Source organism: Amycolatopsis sp. NBC_01286 (assembly GCF_035982555.1).
Lineage (GTDB): Bacteria > Actinomycetota > Actinomycetes > Mycobacteriales > Pseudonocardiaceae > Amycolatopsis.
The window spans coordinates 8,426,201-8,440,096 of the sequence record NZ_CP108428.1 but is presented as its reverse complement, the minus strand read 5'-3'; the positions used below and the strand labels follow the sequence as shown (position 1 = coordinate 8,440,096).

Sequence of the window (13,896 nt, the reverse complement as noted above, 5' to 3'; positions counted from 1 at the left end):
TCTTGTCAAGGAATATCTTCGGGTGGGATCTCGGCCGCCGCATCGGGTCGTAGGGTGCGGGCATGCCGGAGATCACGCCTGAGCCGTTCGCCCCGAAGACCGAGCCCGCGGTGCTCGACGACCTGCGCGCACGGCTGCGCGCGACCCGCTTCCCGGACTCGCCGGAGGACGCCGGGTGGTCGCTCGGGACCGACGTCGGCTACCTCCGCGAGCTGGTCGCCTACTGGGCGGACGGGTTCGACTGGCCCGCGCGGGAAGCCGAGCTGGGGGAGCTGCCCCGCTTCCGGGCTCCGGTCGGCGGCCTCGGCATCCACTTCGTCCACGCGAAGGCGGCCGGGCCCGCGTTCCCGCTCGTGCTCAGCCACGGCTGGCCGGACTCGTTCTGGCGCTACAGCAAGGTGATCCCGCTGCTGACCGATCCGGGCGCGCACGGTGGCGACCCCGCCGACGCGTTCGACGTGGTCGTGCCCGACATGCCGGGCTTCGGCTACTCCGACCGGCCGGCCGGGCCGCCGCTGGACTCCATCGCCGTTGCCGGGTTGTGGGCGGAACTGATGGCGGGCTTGGGTTACGCGCGGTTCGGCGCGGCGGGCGGGGACGTGGGCAGCCACGTCAGCCGGTACCTCGCGCTCGACCACCCGGACCGGGTGGTGGCGGTCCACCGCACGGACGCGGGCCTCCCGATCTTCTCGGGCGACCGGGCGGAGCTGGCGCCGGAGGAGCTCGCGTGGTTCGAGACCGTCGCGGCGTGGGGCGCGACGGAGGGCGCGTACGCCGCGATGCACCGCACGAAGCCGCAAACGGCGGCGGCGGCCCTCAACGACTCGCCGGCCGGGCTGGCCGCGTGGATCGTCGAGAAGCTGCAGAGCTGGAGCGACACCGGCGGCGACGTCGAGCGGAGCTACACGAAGGACGAGATCCTGACCAACGTCATGATCTACTGGCTGACCGGCACGATCGGCTCGTCGATGCGGATGTACCACGCGAATTCGGCGATCCCGGCCGAGCAGCTCGCCCGCCGCGTCGAGGTGCCGTCCGGGTTCGCGTTGTTCCGCGGCGACGTCGTGCGGCCACCGCGGGCGTGGCTGGAGCGGACGGCGAACACCGTGCGCGTCACCGAACCCGAGCACGGCGGGCACTTCGCCGCGTTCGAGGAGCCGGAGGTCTACGCCCGGGAGCTGCGGGAGTTCTTCCGCCCCTACCGCTGACCGCGGCTCACGTACCCGAAAGCCCGTGCCGCACCAGGTATTCGGCGTACCACGCCGGCCAGTCCGCGTCCTGGTGCCCGAGTTCCTTCTCGTGCTCCCCGTGCGCGGCCGCGGCCCGGCGCAGGGCGCCGGCCAGCTCGGCCGCGGACGAGAACGTCACGTCGGTCACCCGGCCGGGCAGCCGCGTGGTGATCTCCTGCAGCACCCAGCCGTTGCCGTCCGGGTCGCTGAACGAGGCGAACGACGCGTAGCTGGTGTGGTCCGGGTCCGGGCCGCTGACCCGCGCTTCGGTGCCGGCGTGGTGGAAGACGCCACCCGCGTCGTGGAAGACCTCGCTGATCTCGACGCCCTGTTCGGCGAGCCGGGCCCGGGTGGCCTCGATGTCGGTGACGACGAGGTGCAGCCCCTGGGCGGAACCCGGTGCGGCGTCGGTGATCCCGCTGCCGAAGATCACCGAGGCGGGTGACCCCGGCGGCGTCAGCTGGATCACCCGGAACCCGCCCGCGCCCGGGAAGTCGGCGTCTTCCCGCCAGCCGAGCGCCGTGTAGAAGGCTTTGGCCCGGTCGACGTCGGAGACGGGGAGGACGACGATCTCGAGCTTCATGTCCGGCATCGGAACCCCTTCGGCTCTGCGCGGCCCGTTCGGCGCCGCACCCCTCAAGATGGCCTCATCGCCGCCGATTTGCTACCGCCGGTGCCGTGCGTCATACTGGTGCGGTAATGCAACCAGTCCTGAGGTGAGAGCAGTGCGCAAGGACACGCGGTCGGGCTGTCCGATCAACCTGTCGCTGGAGATCTTCGGCGACCGCTGGACCCTGCTCGTGCTGCGTGACGTCGTTTTCGCCGGTGCGCGGCACTTCCGCGAGCTGCTCGGCGGGCCCGAGCGGATCTCGTCGAACGTCCTCGCCGATCGGCTCGCCGTGCTCGTCGAGCACGGGATGCTCACCCGGGCCGGCGATCCCACGCACAAGCAGAAGGTCACCTACAGCCTCACCGAGCAGGCGATCGAGCTGGTGCCCGTGCTGGTCCAGCTCAGCACCTGGGGCGTCCGGCACCTCCCGGTGGGCGACGCCTACGCCGCCCGCGCCGGGGTGCTCACCGCCGGGGGCCCACCGCTGTGGGACGCCTTCATGGACGAACTGCGGGAAACCCACCTCGGGCCGGGCGCCCGGCGTGGCCCAGCGCCGGACGGTCCCACCGTCGCGGCCCGGATGGAGGCCGCCTACACCGCTTCCCTCACCCACTGATGATCGGAGTTCACCGATGAACGACCCGACGATCCGCCTCGACGACCGGTTCAGCGACCCCGGCGCGCGGCCCACCGACTGGGCCACGACGCGGGAAGTGCTCGAAACCGCGCAGATCAGCTGGCTCACCACCGTCCGCGCGGACGGCCGCCCGCACGTCACGCCGCTGGTCGCGGTGTGGCTGGACGGCAAGCTCTGCTTCGGGACCGGGGCCACCGAACAGAAGTGCCTCAACCTGACCGCGAACCCGCACGTCGTGCTGACGACCGGCCGCAACAGCTGGGACGACGGCCTCGACGTCATGGTCGAGGGCGAGGCGCGGCGCGTCACCGACCGGCCGACCCTCGAACGGCTCGCCGCCGCGTACCTGGAGAAGTGGGACGGCAGCTGGAAGTACGAGGTGGGCGACGACGGCCTGCGCCAGGGCGGCAACGACGCCCTGATCTTCGCGGTGGAGCCGGCGAAGGTGCTCACGTTCGGCCGGCAGCGCACCCCCGCTTCGGACACCTCGATGCTCTCGACCGTCGAGTTCACCCACACCAGCGCCGTGCCCGCGCGCGGCTGATCACCACGGCAGCGGCCCGTCCTCGTCGAAGAACCCGCCGGTCGGGCCGTCGTCGCCGATCGTGGCCCAGTGGACGGAAACCCGCGCGCCCTCGTCGGTCGTGCGCACGCCCTGGAAGCCGTTCAGCTCGGTGGCGACGTAGCCCGGCGTGACGGCGTTGACCTTCACGTGCGCCAGTGCCGGGTCGTCGAGGAAAGCGTTGGCGTACTTGACGGTCAGCATGTTCACCGCGGCCTTCGTCGCCGAGTAGGCGAACGACTCGTGCGAGCGGGCGAACATCGACCCCGGTTCGGTGGCCTTCGCGAAGATCGCGGAGTTGCTCGCCACGTTGACGATCCGCGGCGACGGTGACTCCCGCAGCAGCGGCAGCATCGCGTGGATCACCCGGACCAGCCCGAACACGTTGGTCTCGAACTCGGGGCGCAGGTCGTCGGCGGTGACGTCGGTCGCGTGCTTGCGCACGAGCAGCCCCGCGTTGTTCACCAGGACGTCCAGGCGGCCGTACTCGCACTTGAGGTAGCCGGCCGCGGCGTCGACCGACGCCTGGTCCGTGACGTCGATCGCCACGGGCCGCACGGCGAGGCCGGTCAGCTCCCGGGCGGCCGCGGCGCCGCGGCCGGCGTCGCGGCTGCCGAGGAGCACGGTGAACCCCCGTTCGGCCAGCTGCCGGGCGGTGGCCAGGCCGACGCCCTTGTTCGCGCCCGTGACCAGGGCGACCGGCGCGGTCACGCCGGCACCGTGACGGTCTTGTACTCGATGTACTGCGTGAGCCCGACAACGCCGTATTCGCGGCCGAAACCGCTGGCCTTGAAGCCGCCGAAGGGGCCGTCGAAGCCGATGGGCGCGCCGTTGACCGTGACGGTGCCGGTCCGCAGGCGGCGGGCCACGGCGAGCGCGTGCTCCCGGTCCGCGGACCAGACCCCGCCGGAGAGCCCGTATTCGGACTCGTTGGCGATGCGCACGGCGTCGTCCACGGTGCCGTCCGAGTCGTCGTAGGCGATCACGACCAGCACCGGTCCGAAGATCTCCTCCTGGGCGATGCGCATCGTGTTCGAGACGTCGGCGAACAGCGTCGGCGTGACGTAGTTGCCGAGTTCCAGCCCGGCCGGGACCTGCGCGCCGCCGGTGACGAGCCGGGCGCCTTCCTCGACGCCGAGCGCGATGTAGTCCCTCACCCGCTGCTGCTGGTCGGGCCGGACCATCGGGCCGATGAACGTCTTCTCGTCGGCGGGGTCGCCGACCGGCAGCGACTCCACCATCTCCTTGAGCCCGGCGACGACCTCGTGATACCGGCCGCGCGGCGCGAGGATGCGGGTCTGGGCGATGCACGCCTCGCCGTTGTTGAGCAGGGAACCGAACTTCAGGCCCTGGATCGCCGCGCCGAGGTCGGCGTCGGGCAGGATGACGGCCGCGGACTTGCCGCCGAGTTCGAGGCTGACGCGCTTGAGCTGTTCCCCGGCCAGTGAAGCGATCCGGCGGCCCGCGCGGGTCGAGCCGGTGAACGCGACCTTGTCGACGTCCGGGTGCTTCACCAGGTACTCGCTGGTCTCGCGGTCCGCCGGCAGCACGCTGACGACGCCGCGCGGCAGCCCGGCGTCGGCCAGCAGCCCGGCGAGCAGGTTCATGCTGAGCGAATTCTCCGGGGAAACCTTGAGCACCACGGTGTTCCCGGCCAGCAGCGCCGGGATGACCTTGGCCAGCGCGGCGGAGAACGGCGAGTTCCACGGGATGATCGCGGCGACCACACCGATCGCCTCCCGGCGCACGACCGAGCGGACCGGCGCGCCCGGGTCGGACGGCGTCAGGGTCTCCTCCCAGCCGAATCCTTGGGCCGCCTCGAGGTAGGCGTTCGCCTGCCGGGTCAGCCCGGTCTGACCAGCTCGGGTGAACCAGAGCGCCGAGCCGTTCTCGGCGGAGATGATCGCGGCGACGTCGTCCGCGCGCGCCTCGCGCAGCGCGTTGAGCTTGCGGAGCACGGCGATCCGGTCGGCGGGCGGGGTGTTCGGCCAGGCGCCGTCGTCGAAGGCGGCGCGGGCCGCGGCGACGGCGCGGTCGACGTCGGCCGGGAGGGCCTGCGCGGCGCGGCCGAGCGGCGACTGGTCGTGCGGGGACACCAGGTCCAGCAGGTCCGGGCCGCTCGGCTCGGTCCACTCGCCACCGATGAAGAGCTTGTCGTAGGTGATCACGGTCGCCTCCTATTTGTCACACCACTGTAGCGCTTACTGGGCTTAGAGCATTCCGAGCGTGACAGTAAGCTGCGTTACAGTCACAACTACGTGGTAACTTGAGGTCATGAGAGCCGACGCGGTCCGCAACCTCGAGACCGTCCTGACGACGGGCGCGCGCATGCTCGCCGAGGACCCGGCGACCGGCGTCGCCGCGATCGCCGCCGCGGCCGGCGTGGACCGCCGCACCGTCTACCGTCACTTCGCGTCCCGTGACGAGCTGCTGGCCGCGATCTACGACGCCCGGCTGACGGCGGTCGAGGAGGCCGTCGACCACGCGCGGCTGCGCGAGGCGCCCGTCCCGGTGGCCCTGCACCGCTACGCCGAAGGCATCATCGAGGTCAACCGCAAGTGGCCGGTCGAGCTGACCCGGATGCGGGCCGAACCGTCCATTCAGGACCGTCGCGGCCGGGTGAGCGCCGAGGTGGACGCGTTCATCGCGCGCGCCACCGTGGAGGGCGTCTTCCGGGCGGACGTCCCGGCGGGCTGGGTGTCCGACGTCGTGATCCAGCTGCTGCACCTGGCCTCGCGGCAGCCGTCGAGCGCCCCGGAGGCGGCGGACCTGCTCGTCGCCACCCTGCTGCGCGGAGTCGGCGCACACTGAGTGGTTACTGCTCGAAACTGTCCATTAACGACGGAGAAACCCCAGTATCGAGCACTTGACATGCCCGGTTCTGCTCGCTTTACTTCTGGGCACGTCGGAACGGACGCCCGACGTCAGAGGTACGCCCAGCCGGTATGTCGGCCTCCGCCGCGAGCCCGGACTGAGTCGCCAGGACGCGCTCGTGGTCCGAGGCGGGGTCGTGCCCACCATCATCCGGAGTTCGATGATGCCCTTCTCCCGCGTTCAGTTCCTCGCCAGTGCCGCGCTCGCGGCCGCCGTCCTCGGCGGTACCGCGTGCACGGCCTCGGCCGCCCCGGCCGCGGTCACCCCGCCACCGGTGAAGGCGGGCTTCGACTACCAGATCGGCGGCGCCTACACGCCGCCGTCCGGCGTCAAGGTCGTCAGCCGCGACCACACGGCCGCACCGGCCGCCGGGCTCTACAACATCTGCTACGTCAACGCTTTCCAGTCCCAGCCCGGCGCCGAGGGGGAGTGGGGCGACCTGCTGCTGCGGGACGCCAACGGCAACGTCGTCGTCGACGAGGACTGGGACGAGGCCCTGCTCGACCTGCACACCGCGGACAAGCGCACGCGCGTCGCGGCCAAGGTGAACGCCTGGGTCGACGACTGCGCCGCGCGGGGTTACCAGGCGATCGAGCCGGACAACTACGACAGCTTCACGCGCTCCCGGGGTCTGCTCTCCGACAGCGACGCCCAGGCCTACATCCGCCTGCTTTCCGCGCACGCCCACCAAAAGGGCCTCGCGATCGGCCAGAAGAACACCAGCGAGCTGGCCGGCCAGCGCCAGGCCAACGGGCTCGACTTCGCCATCGCCGAAGAGTGCGGCCAGCAGAAGAACTGCGGCGAGTTCACGCCCGCGTTCGGCGACCACGTGATCGTCATCGAGTACACCGACGCCGGCCTCAAGACCGCCTGCAGCCGGTGGAGCTCGCTCAGTATCGTCCGCCGCGACCTCGACGTCGTCCCCAAGGGCGAGTCCGGCTACGTCCGCAAGACCTGCTGATGGACCGGCGGGGTTTCCTGCGCGGTGTCGGCGGTCTCACCCTCGGCACCGCGCTGGCCGGGTGCGGCGCGGCCACCGGGAGCGACGGCGGGCCGGTGACGGTCGAGGTCTGGCACGGCCAGACCGACACCGGCAAGAAGGTCCTCGACGAGCTCGTCGCGGACTTCCACCGGACCCACGCGGGGATCCGCATCGATCTCGGCGGCGGTGTCCTCGCCGACGCGATGCTGCAGAAGATCACCGCGGCGCTGGCGTCGGGGTCCTTCCCCGACATCGCCTACGTCTTCGGCTCGGACCTCGCCAGCGTCGCGCGCAGCCCGAGCGTCGTCGACGTCACCGATCTCGTCGACGCGGGGCCCGGTTTCTGGGCCCCGGCGCGGGAAGCGGTGACGGTCAACGGCCGGGTGCGCGCGGTCCCGGCGCTGCTGGACTCGCTGGCCGTGGTGTGCAACAAGACGTTGTTCGACGGGGCCGGGATCCCGCTGCCCGCCGCGGGCTGGACGTGGGGCGACTTCGTCGAGACGGCGAAGAAGCTCACCGACGCGGCCAACGGCACCTTCGGCACCGCTTGGCCCGCCACCGGCGACGAGGACACCGTGTGGCGGCTGTGGCCGATGGTGTGGGACCTCGGCGGCGACGTGATCGGCGCCGGCGGCCGCGGCATCGGGTTCGCGGACCAGGGGGTGCGGGCTCTGGAAGTCGTCCGCGACCTCGCCGCGGCGAAGGCCGTCTACCTCGACCCGAAGTCCGGCAGCGAGCAGATGTACCAGGCGTTCGAAGCCGGGCACATCGGCATGGTCCCCACCGGGCCGTGGCAGCTGCCCGACATCGCCGACGCCGGGGTCGACTACGCGGTCGTGCCGTTGCCCAGCTTCAGCGGCCGTCCCGGCACCATCTCCGGGCCGGACACCTGGACGCTGTTCGACAACGGTGAGGAGCGCGTCGCGGCGGCGCGCACGTTCCTGTCCTGGCTGGCCGACCCGGCCCAGGACGTCCGCTGGGACGACGGCGCCGGCAGCCTGCCGCTGAGCCGCCGGACGCAGGAACTGCCCGCGTGGCAGGAGAAAACCGCCGAAACACCGGGGCTGCCGGTGTTCGTCGACGCTCTGGACCACGCGCGGGTCCGGCCGGTGCACCCGGCCTACCCGCAGGTGTCGGCGGCTGTCGGCACCGCGATCGTCGCCGTGCTGCTCGGCCGGGCCACCCCGGCCGACGCGCTGCGCGACTGCGCCGCGGCCGCCGACGCCGCCCTGATCATCCCCCGCTAGGGAGCCGCCATGCCCGGACTGCCGAGGCCCATCACCGTCACCCCCGCCCACAAACATGCAAAACGCCGACGTCGGCGCGAGTCCGCGGCCGCGTGGGCCTACGTCTCACCCGCCGTGCTCATCATCCTCGGCCTCGGCGTGGTGCCCGTGGCCTGGTCGCTGCTGCTCTCGTTCCAGGTCGACGACCTCGTGACGCCCAGCCGGTGGGTCGGCTGGGACAACTACGCGGCGCTCGCCCAGGACCCGAACTTCGCCCAGGCCGTCGGGAACACCGTGCTGTACACGGTGCTCTACGTCCCGCTGAGCATCTTCTTCGGCTTCCTGCTGGCGCAGGCGCTGAACCGGCGCATCCGGCTGATCGGCGTCTACCGGACGCTGGTCTTCGTGCCGTTCGTGCTCTCGGCGACCGCGCAGGGCGTGCTGTTCTCGTTCATCCTCGACCCGCAGTTCGGCGCGGCCAACTCGCTGCTGCACCACCTCGGCGTGTCCCCGCAAGGGTTCCTGACCGATCCCGCGCAGGCGCTGCTGGTGCTCGTGGCCATCACGTTGTGGAGCGGCACCGGGTTCTGCGTCATCGTGTACCTGGCCGCGCTGCAGGACGTCCCGCCGTCGCTGGTGGAGGCCGCGCGGCTGGACGGCGCGGGCACCTGGCGCGTGCTGCGGCACGTCACGCTGCCGGCGATCATGCCGGTGACGGCGTTCCTGGTGGTGTGGCAGCTGATCACGTCGCTGCAGGTGTTCGACCTGGTGTACGTGACGACCAAGGGCGGCCCGCTCGGCTCCGCCACGGTGATCGTCTACTTCGTCTGGGAGCAGGCGTTCAAGAACTTCACCGCCGGCTACGGCGCGGCGTCGGCCTACGTGCTCGCGGTCGCCCTGCTGGTCGTCGTGGTCGCCGTCCGCCTGCTCCGCCGGCCCCGGAAGGCACTCCGATGACCGCCCGGATCGACAGCGTGCCCGCGCCGCGGGTGCTGCCCGTGCTGCGCCGCCCGCGGCTGCCGTTCAGCCCCTGGCACCTGCTGCTCGTGCCGCTGGCCGTGGTGTTCGCCGCGCCGCTGGTGTGGCTGCTGCTCAGCTCGGTGATGAGCAACGCCGAGATCAACCGGTTCCCGCCCGCGCTCTGGCCGTCCCACGTGGACTTCTCGGGCTACCGCTACGTCCTCGACAACGCCCTGTTCGTGCGCTGGTTCACGAACTCGCTGATCGTGTCGGCGGTGACCGTGGTGTCGAACCTGCTGTTCGGCGCGCTCGGCGGGTACGCGTTCGCGCGGATGCGGTTCGCCGGGTCCCGGGCGCTGCTCGCGGTGATGATCGCGACGATGGCGATCCCGTTCCAGCTGACCATGATCCCGACGTTCCTGGTGATGAAGAAGCTCGGCCTGATCGACAGCCTGGGCGCGCTCATCGTGCCGTCGCTGGTGACGCCGTTCGCGGTGTTCCTGCTGCGTCAGTTCTTCCTGTCCGTGCCCCGGGAACTGGAGGAAGCGGCCTGGATCGACGGCTGCTCGAGGCTGCGCGTGCTGTTCACGATCGTGCTGCCGCTGTCGCGGCCCGCGTTGAGCACGGTGGCCGTGCTGACCTTCCTGAGCACGTGGAACGACCTGACCTGGCCGCTGATCGCGCTCAACCACGACACCGTCTACACGCTGCAGCTGGGATTGACGACGTTCCAGGGCCAGCACCACACCAACTGGGCCGCGGTGATGGCGGGCAACGTGATCACCGTGCTGCCGGTGCTGCTCGCCTTCCTCGGCGCGCAGAAGACGTTCATCCAGTCCATCACCTCCAGCGGCCTCAAGGGCTAGGGCCGTCATGCACCGTTTCGACCTGCTCGTGGTCGGCGACGCCAACCCCGACGTCATCATCGGTCCACTGCGGACGGACCTGGCTTTCGGCCAGCGGGAGCAGCTCGCCGACTCCGGCGTGCTCACCCTCGGCGGCTCCGGCGCCATCACCGCCGCCGGCGCCGCCCGGCTGGGGCTGAAGGTCGCCTTCGCCGGGCGCGTCGGCGACGACGCCGGCGGCCGGTTCGTCCGCGACGCCCTCGACGAACGCGGCGTCGACACCAGCGCGTTGCACACCGACCCGTCGCTGCCGACGCCGTTGACGACCGTCCTGACCCGCGACGGCGACCGCGCGATCGTCACCGCACCGGGCACCCTGGCCGCGATCGGCGCCGGCGACGTCCCGCCGGAGCTGATCGCGGCGAGCCGGCACGTCCACTCGTCGTCGTACTTCCTGCTCCCGGAGCTCGCGCCCGCGTTGCCGGGTCTGCTGCGCGCGGCCCGCGGGCACGGCGCGACGACGTCCGTCGACACCAACGACGACCCGGCCGAGCGGTGGGACGTCGGGGAACTGCTGCGGGAGACGGACTTCCTGCTGCCCAACGCGGCCGAGGCACGCCGGCTGACGGGCGCGGCCGGCGCGTGGGAGGCCGCCACGCTGCTGGCCGCCCGCGGCCCGGCCGTCGTGGTCAAGGACGGCGCCGACGGCGCGTTCGCCTGCCGCGACGGCGAACTCACCACCACCCCGGGGATCCCGGTGACCGCCGTCGACACCGTTGGCGCCGGGGACAGCTTCAACGCCGGGTTCCTCGCCGGCGTCCTGGCCGGGCTGCCGCTCGGGACGGCGCTGCGTTGCGGCGTCGTCTGCGGCGGCTTCTCGGTCCGCGCCCGCGGCGGCACCGCCGGCCAGGCCACGTGGGACGACGTCCTCGTCCACCTCGAACGCACCGAATCGGATCACGCATGACCACCCCCAAGATCACCTTCGTCGGCGCGGGCAGCGTCGTGTTCACCCAAGGCCTGCTCGCCGACCTGTTCACCTACTCCGAGCTGGACGGCGTGCACGTCGCCCTGCACGACATCGACCCGGAACGGCTGGCGACGGCGCTGGCCGCGGCTCGGCAGATCGCCGCCGCCCGCGGCGTCAAACCCCTGCTCACCGCGCACGCCGACCGCCGGGAAGCCCTGGCGGAAGCGGACTTCGTCGTGAACATGGTCCAGATCGGGATGGGGGAGTCGACGCGCACCGACTTCGCCGTCCCGGCCCGCTACGGCCTGCGCCAGACCATCGGCGACACCCTCGGCATCGGCGGGATCTTCCGCGCGCTGCGGACGTTCCCGTTCCTGAAGGGACTCGGCGCGGACATCGCCGACGTCTGCCCGGAAGCGTGGCTGCTCAACTACACCAACCCGATGGCGATGAACGTCCAGTACCTGAGCGAGGCCACCGGCCTGACGCGGGTCGTCGGGCTGTGCCACTCGGTGTACTGGACGGTCCACGGGCTCGCCGAGCTGGTCGGGGTGCCGTTCGACGAGGTCACCTACGTCGCGGCCGGCGTCAACCACCAGGCCTGGGTGCTGCGGTTCGAGCACGGCGGCACCGACCTCTACCCGCGGCTGACGTCGCTCGCCGAGGGCGACGAGCAGCTGCGGCGGCGCGTCCGGTTCGACATGTTCCGGCGGCTCGGGTACTACCCGACCGAGACCAGCGAGCACTCCGCCGAGTACGTGCCCTGGTACCTGCACCACGACAGCGAGATCGAGCGGCTGCGGCTGCCGGTCGGGGCGTACCTGGAGATCGTCGCGGAGAACGAGGCCGAGTACGAGCGGACGCGCCACGCCGTCGCCGCCGGTGAGCCGCTGCCCGTCGAAGGCACCAACGAGTACGCGCCGCAGGTCATCCACAGCATCGTCACCGGCACGCCGCGCACGGTCTACGGCAACGTCGTCAACCGCGGCCTGATCGAGAACCTGCCGGCCGACGGCGTGGTCGAGGTGCCGTGCCTGGTCGACGGCACCGGCGTCCGGCCGACGCGGATCGGCGCGCTGCCACCGCAATTGGCCGCGCTGAACCGGACGTACCTGAGCATGAACGACCTGGTCGTGCGCGCGGCGATCGAGGACGACCCGCGTCACATCCGCCACGCCGCGATGACCGACCCCGCCACGGCGGCCTCGCTGCCCGTCGAGCGGATCTGGGAGCTGTGCGACGACCTGGTCCGCGCGCACGGCGACCGCCTCCAGCCCGCACTGCGTACCCTTCTCGGCCACTGATTCAGGAGAACGATGTCCTACACCCTCGACGAGATCACCAGCCAGCCGGAGTGCTGGGCGCGTGTGGTCCGGGAACTGCCGCTGCACGCACCCGCGTTGCCCGCGATGGGGGAGCGCGTCGCCGTCATCGGCTGCGGCACCTCGTGGTTCATGGCGCAGAGTTACGCCCGGCTGCGCGAGGACGCCGGCCACGGCCTGACCGACGTCTTCGCGGCGTCGGAAGCGAAGCTCGACCGGCCGTACGACCGCGTGCTGGCGATGACCCGCTCCGGCACGACGACGGAGATCCTGACCGCGCTGGAACGAACGCGGCCGGGCACCCGCGTCACGACGATCACGGCGGTGGCCGACTCGCCGGCCGCGGCGCTGTCGGACGACGTCGTCTGCCTGCCGTACGCCGACGAGCGTTCGGTGGTCCAGACGCGGTTCCCGACGACGCAGCTGCTGCTCCTGCGCGCCCACCTGGGCCTGCCGACGGACCGGGCGCTGGCCGACGTCTCCCGGGCCTTGACCACGCCGCTCGCCCCGGAGCTGCTCGCGGCGTCGCAGATTTCGTTCCTGGGCGCGGACTGGCACGTCGGAGTGGCGAACGAGGCGGCGCTGAAGGTCCGCGAGGCGGCGGCTTGGTGGACGGAGTCGTACTCGGCGATGGAGTACCGCCACGGCCCGATCGCGGTGGCCGCGCCGGGCCGGGCGGTCTGGAGCCTGGCGCCCCTGGACGCGGGCCTGGTCAGTCAGATCGAGGCGACGGGCGGGTACCTGCGGCAGGGCGAGCTGGACCCGCTGGCCGAGCTGGTGCTGGTCCAGCGCCTGGCCGTGGCCCTCGCCGAAGCGGCGGGCCGCGACCCGGACCGCCCGGCCCACCTGACCCGCTCGGTCGTCCTGGCGAGCTGACCCGACCTGAAGTGCCGTGACGGGCACCTTCATGGACCTGAACGCCATGAAGGTGCCCTCGCGGCGTTCTGGTCGTCTAGCTGGCTAGCGTGCTAGCATTCTGTCATGAGCGACAAGGACGTCAAGCAGTTCAACGTGTACCTGCCGACGGACTTGATCCGTGAGGTGAAGCACCACGCCGTGGACACCGAACAGTCGCTGTCGGCCCTCGTCACCGCGGCGCTGCGCCAGTACCTCGCCACCGCCACGGCCGACTCAGAAGGAGAACAGCGATGAAGAGTGACCGCGTCGAAGCCCTGTACCTGGAGACGCACAACTGGGGGAAGGCCACCAAGTTCTTCCAGTCGCTCGGGTTCGAGATCGACTTCGCGACGGACCACAGCTCGGGACTGCTGCGCAACGGCGACGGCGCCTACCTGTTCGTCGCCGAGGTGCCGGCGGACCAGCCGACCGGGATGCAGGTCGTCATCAAGGTCCCCGCCGAGGACACCTTCGAAGCCGGCGCGCCGGTCGAGGTCGTCAGCCCGTTCGCCGACACCCACTTCGGGACGCGCGAGATGAGCGTCCGCGATCCCGACGGGCGCACGTGGATCCTCCAGGCGCCGTCCGGGACGTGACCGAACGGCGCGGCGGCCTGGACGTCGCCGTGCAGGCCACGCAGCCGGACCGGAGCCGCCCCCTCGGCGGCTCGGTCCGGCGTACCCCACAAGGATGCCCCGGCCACCGTGGCGAAACCTTGCAAAGACCTTGAATCCGCAGGTCAGCCGGGGACACCGGGTGATCCCCGAACGAGTGAATCGATC

At 71.6% G+C, this 13,896-nt stretch carries 16 protein-coding genes; 13 read left to right on the top strand and 3 right to left on the bottom strand.

The window, feature by feature from the left end; all coding sequences use genetic code 11:
- Window positions 1-62: 62 nt before the first annotated feature.
- Window positions 63-1,208 carry an epoxide hydrolase family protein gene (locus OG570_RS38495; protein ID WP_326953748.1) on the top strand — a complete coding sequence of 382 codons (1,146 nt, stop codon included), beginning with the start codon at window positions 63-65 and terminating at the stop codon, window positions 1,206-1,208.
- 7 nt (window positions 1,209-1,215) lie between these two features.
- On the opposite strand, the gene OG570_RS38490 is transcribed toward OG570_RS38495, so the two are convergent.
- Window positions 1,216-1,821, bottom strand: coding sequence for a VOC family protein (locus OG570_RS38490; RefSeq protein WP_326953747.1), 606 nt, complete (start codon window positions 1,819-1,821; stop codon window positions 1,216-1,218).
- A 133-nt stretch (window positions 1,822-1,954) separates the two neighbouring features.
- Here OG570_RS38490 and OG570_RS38485 point away from each other — a divergent pair, with 133 nt between their 5' ends.
- Both OG570_RS38485 and OG570_RS38480 read left to right on the top strand, forming a co-directional pair.
- Window positions 1,955-2,455 (top strand): winged helix-turn-helix transcriptional regulator, encoded by a 501-nt coding sequence (locus tag OG570_RS38485; protein WP_326953746.1) that lies wholly within the window; start codon window positions 1,955-1,957, stop codon window positions 2,453-2,455.
- 16 nt (window positions 2,456-2,471) lie between these two features.
- Window positions 2,472-3,020: a pyridoxamine 5'-phosphate oxidase family protein gene (locus OG570_RS38480; RefSeq protein ID WP_326949096.1), complete on the top strand. Its 549-nt coding sequence runs from the start codon at window positions 2,472-2,474 to the stop codon at window positions 3,018-3,020.
- Here OG570_RS38480 and OG570_RS38475 read toward each other — a convergent pair whose 3' ends face one another.
- Together OG570_RS38475 and OG570_RS38470 are read right to left on the bottom strand one after the other, a co-directional pair.
- The gene (locus OG570_RS38475; protein ID WP_326953745.1) at window positions 3,021-3,749 is read right to left on the bottom strand and encodes an SDR family NAD(P)-dependent oxidoreductase; all 729 of its coding nucleotides are present in this window, start codon (window positions 3,747-3,749) and stop codon (window positions 3,021-3,023) included.
- A complete protein-coding gene (locus tag OG570_RS38470) occupies window positions 3,746-5,206 on the bottom strand; it encodes an aldehyde dehydrogenase (RefSeq protein WP_326953744.1) in 1,461 nt (486 codons plus the stop codon). Before OG570_RS38470 ends, OG570_RS38475 begins: the two co-directional genes overlap by 4 nt.
- Before the next feature lie 106 nt (window positions 5,207-5,312).
- On the opposite strand from OG570_RS38470, the gene OG570_RS38465 reads away from it, so the two are divergent.
- The 10 genes from OG570_RS38465 to OG570_RS38420 all read left to right on the top strand — a co-directional run bounded on the left by OG570_RS38465 (window position 5,313) and on the right by OG570_RS38420 (window position 13,710).
- Window positions 5,313-5,849 (top strand): TetR/AcrR family transcriptional regulator, encoded by a 537-nt coding sequence (locus OG570_RS38465; RefSeq protein ID WP_326953743.1) that lies wholly within the window; start codon window positions 5,313-5,315, stop codon window positions 5,847-5,849.
- A 199-nt stretch (window positions 5,850-6,048) separates the two neighbouring features.
- Window positions 6,049-6,873 carry an endo alpha-1,4 polygalactosaminidase gene (locus OG570_RS38460; RefSeq protein ID WP_326949100.1) on the top strand — a complete coding sequence of 275 codons (825 nt, stop codon included), beginning with the start codon at window positions 6,049-6,051 and terminating at the stop codon, window positions 6,871-6,873.
- The gene (locus OG570_RS38455) at window positions 6,873-8,141 is read left to right on the top strand and encodes an ABC transporter substrate-binding protein (RefSeq protein WP_326953742.1); all 1,269 of its coding nucleotides are present in this window, start codon (window positions 6,873-6,875) and stop codon (window positions 8,139-8,141) included. Before OG570_RS38460 ends, OG570_RS38455 begins: the two co-directional genes overlap by 1 nt.
- A 9-nt stretch (window positions 8,142-8,150) precedes the next feature.
- Window positions 8,151-9,077 carry a carbohydrate ABC transporter permease gene (locus OG570_RS38450; RefSeq protein WP_326953741.1) on the top strand — a complete coding sequence of 309 codons (927 nt, stop codon included), beginning with the start codon at window positions 8,151-8,153 and terminating at the stop codon, window positions 9,075-9,077.
- Complete coding sequence (locus tag OG570_RS38445) at window positions 9,074-9,946, top strand: carbohydrate ABC transporter permease (RefSeq protein WP_326953740.1); 873 nt, start codon at window positions 9,074-9,076, stop codon at window positions 9,944-9,946. Before OG570_RS38450 ends, OG570_RS38445 begins: the two co-directional genes overlap by 4 nt.
- A gap of 7 nt (window positions 9,947-9,953) precedes the next feature.
- On the top strand, window positions 9,954-10,892 hold the full coding sequence (locus tag OG570_RS38440) for a carbohydrate kinase family protein (protein ID WP_326953739.1): 939 nt from the start codon (window positions 9,954-9,956) through the stop codon (window positions 10,890-10,892).
- Entirely contained in the window at window positions 10,889-12,199 is a 1,311-nt protein-coding gene (locus OG570_RS38435) for an alpha-glucosidase/alpha-galactosidase (RefSeq protein ID WP_326953738.1), read from the top strand. Before OG570_RS38440 ends, OG570_RS38435 begins: the two co-directional genes overlap by 4 nt.
- A gap of 12 nt (window positions 12,200-12,211) precedes the next feature.
- Window positions 12,212-13,093 carry an SIS domain-containing protein gene (locus tag OG570_RS38430; protein ID WP_326953737.1) on the top strand — a complete coding sequence of 294 codons (882 nt, stop codon included), beginning with the start codon at window positions 12,212-12,214 and terminating at the stop codon, window positions 13,091-13,093.
- A gap of 105 nt (window positions 13,094-13,198) precedes the next feature.
- The gene (locus tag OG570_RS38425; RefSeq protein WP_247051297.1) at window positions 13,199-13,369 is read left to right on the top strand and encodes a ribbon-helix-helix domain-containing protein; all 171 of its coding nucleotides are present in this window, start codon (window positions 13,199-13,201) and stop codon (window positions 13,367-13,369) included.
- The gene (locus OG570_RS38420; RefSeq protein ID WP_326953736.1) at window positions 13,366-13,710 is read left to right on the top strand and encodes a VOC family protein; all 345 of its coding nucleotides are present in this window, start codon (window positions 13,366-13,368) and stop codon (window positions 13,708-13,710) included. Before OG570_RS38425 ends, OG570_RS38420 begins: the two co-directional genes overlap by 4 nt.
- Window positions 13,711-13,896 lie beyond the last annotated feature (186 nt).

Bases quoted from the DNA above. Each gene is read 5' to 3' on its own strand.
- OG570_RS38490 (WP_326953747.1), bottom strand. From the start codon at position 1,821: ATGCCGGACATGAAGCTCGAGATCGTCGTCCTCCCCGTCTCCGACGTC.
- OG570_RS38445 (WP_326953740.1), top strand. From the start codon at position 9,074: ATGACCGCCCGGATCGACAGCGTGCCCGCGCCGCGGGTGCTGCCCGTG.
- OG570_RS38420 (WP_326953736.1), top strand. From the start codon at position 13,366: ATGAAGAGTGACCGCGTCGAAGCCCTGTACCTGGAGACGCACAACTGG.
- OG570_RS38455 (WP_326953742.1), top strand. From the start codon at position 6,873: ATGGACCGGCGGGGTTTCCTGCGCGGTGTCGGCGGTCTCACCCTCGGC.
- OG570_RS38430 (WP_326953737.1), top strand. From the start codon at position 12,212: ATGTCCTACACCCTCGACGAGATCACCAGCCAGCCGGAGTGCTGGGCG.
- OG570_RS38450 (WP_326953741.1), top strand. From the start codon at position 8,151: ATGCCCGGACTGCCGAGGCCCATCACCGTCACCCCCGCCCACAAACAT.
- OG570_RS38435 (WP_326953738.1), top strand. From the start codon at position 10,889: ATGACCACCCCCAAGATCACCTTCGTCGGCGCGGGCAGCGTCGTGTTC.
- OG570_RS38425 (WP_247051297.1), top strand. From the start codon at position 13,199: ATGAGCGACAAGGACGTCAAGCAGTTCAACGTGTACCTGCCGACGGAC.
- OG570_RS38465 (WP_326953743.1), top strand. From the start codon at position 5,313: ATGAGAGCCGACGCGGTCCGCAACCTCGAGACCGTCCTGACGACGGGC.
- OG570_RS38495 (WP_326953748.1), top strand. From the start codon at position 63: ATGCCGGAGATCACGCCTGAGCCGTTCGCCCCGAAGACCGAGCCCGCG.
- OG570_RS38440 (WP_326953739.1), top strand. From the start codon at position 9,954: ATGCACCGTTTCGACCTGCTCGTGGTCGGCGACGCCAACCCCGACGTC.
- OG570_RS38480 (WP_326949096.1), top strand. From the start codon at position 2,472: ATGAACGACCCGACGATCCGCCTCGACGACCGGTTCAGCGACCCCGGC.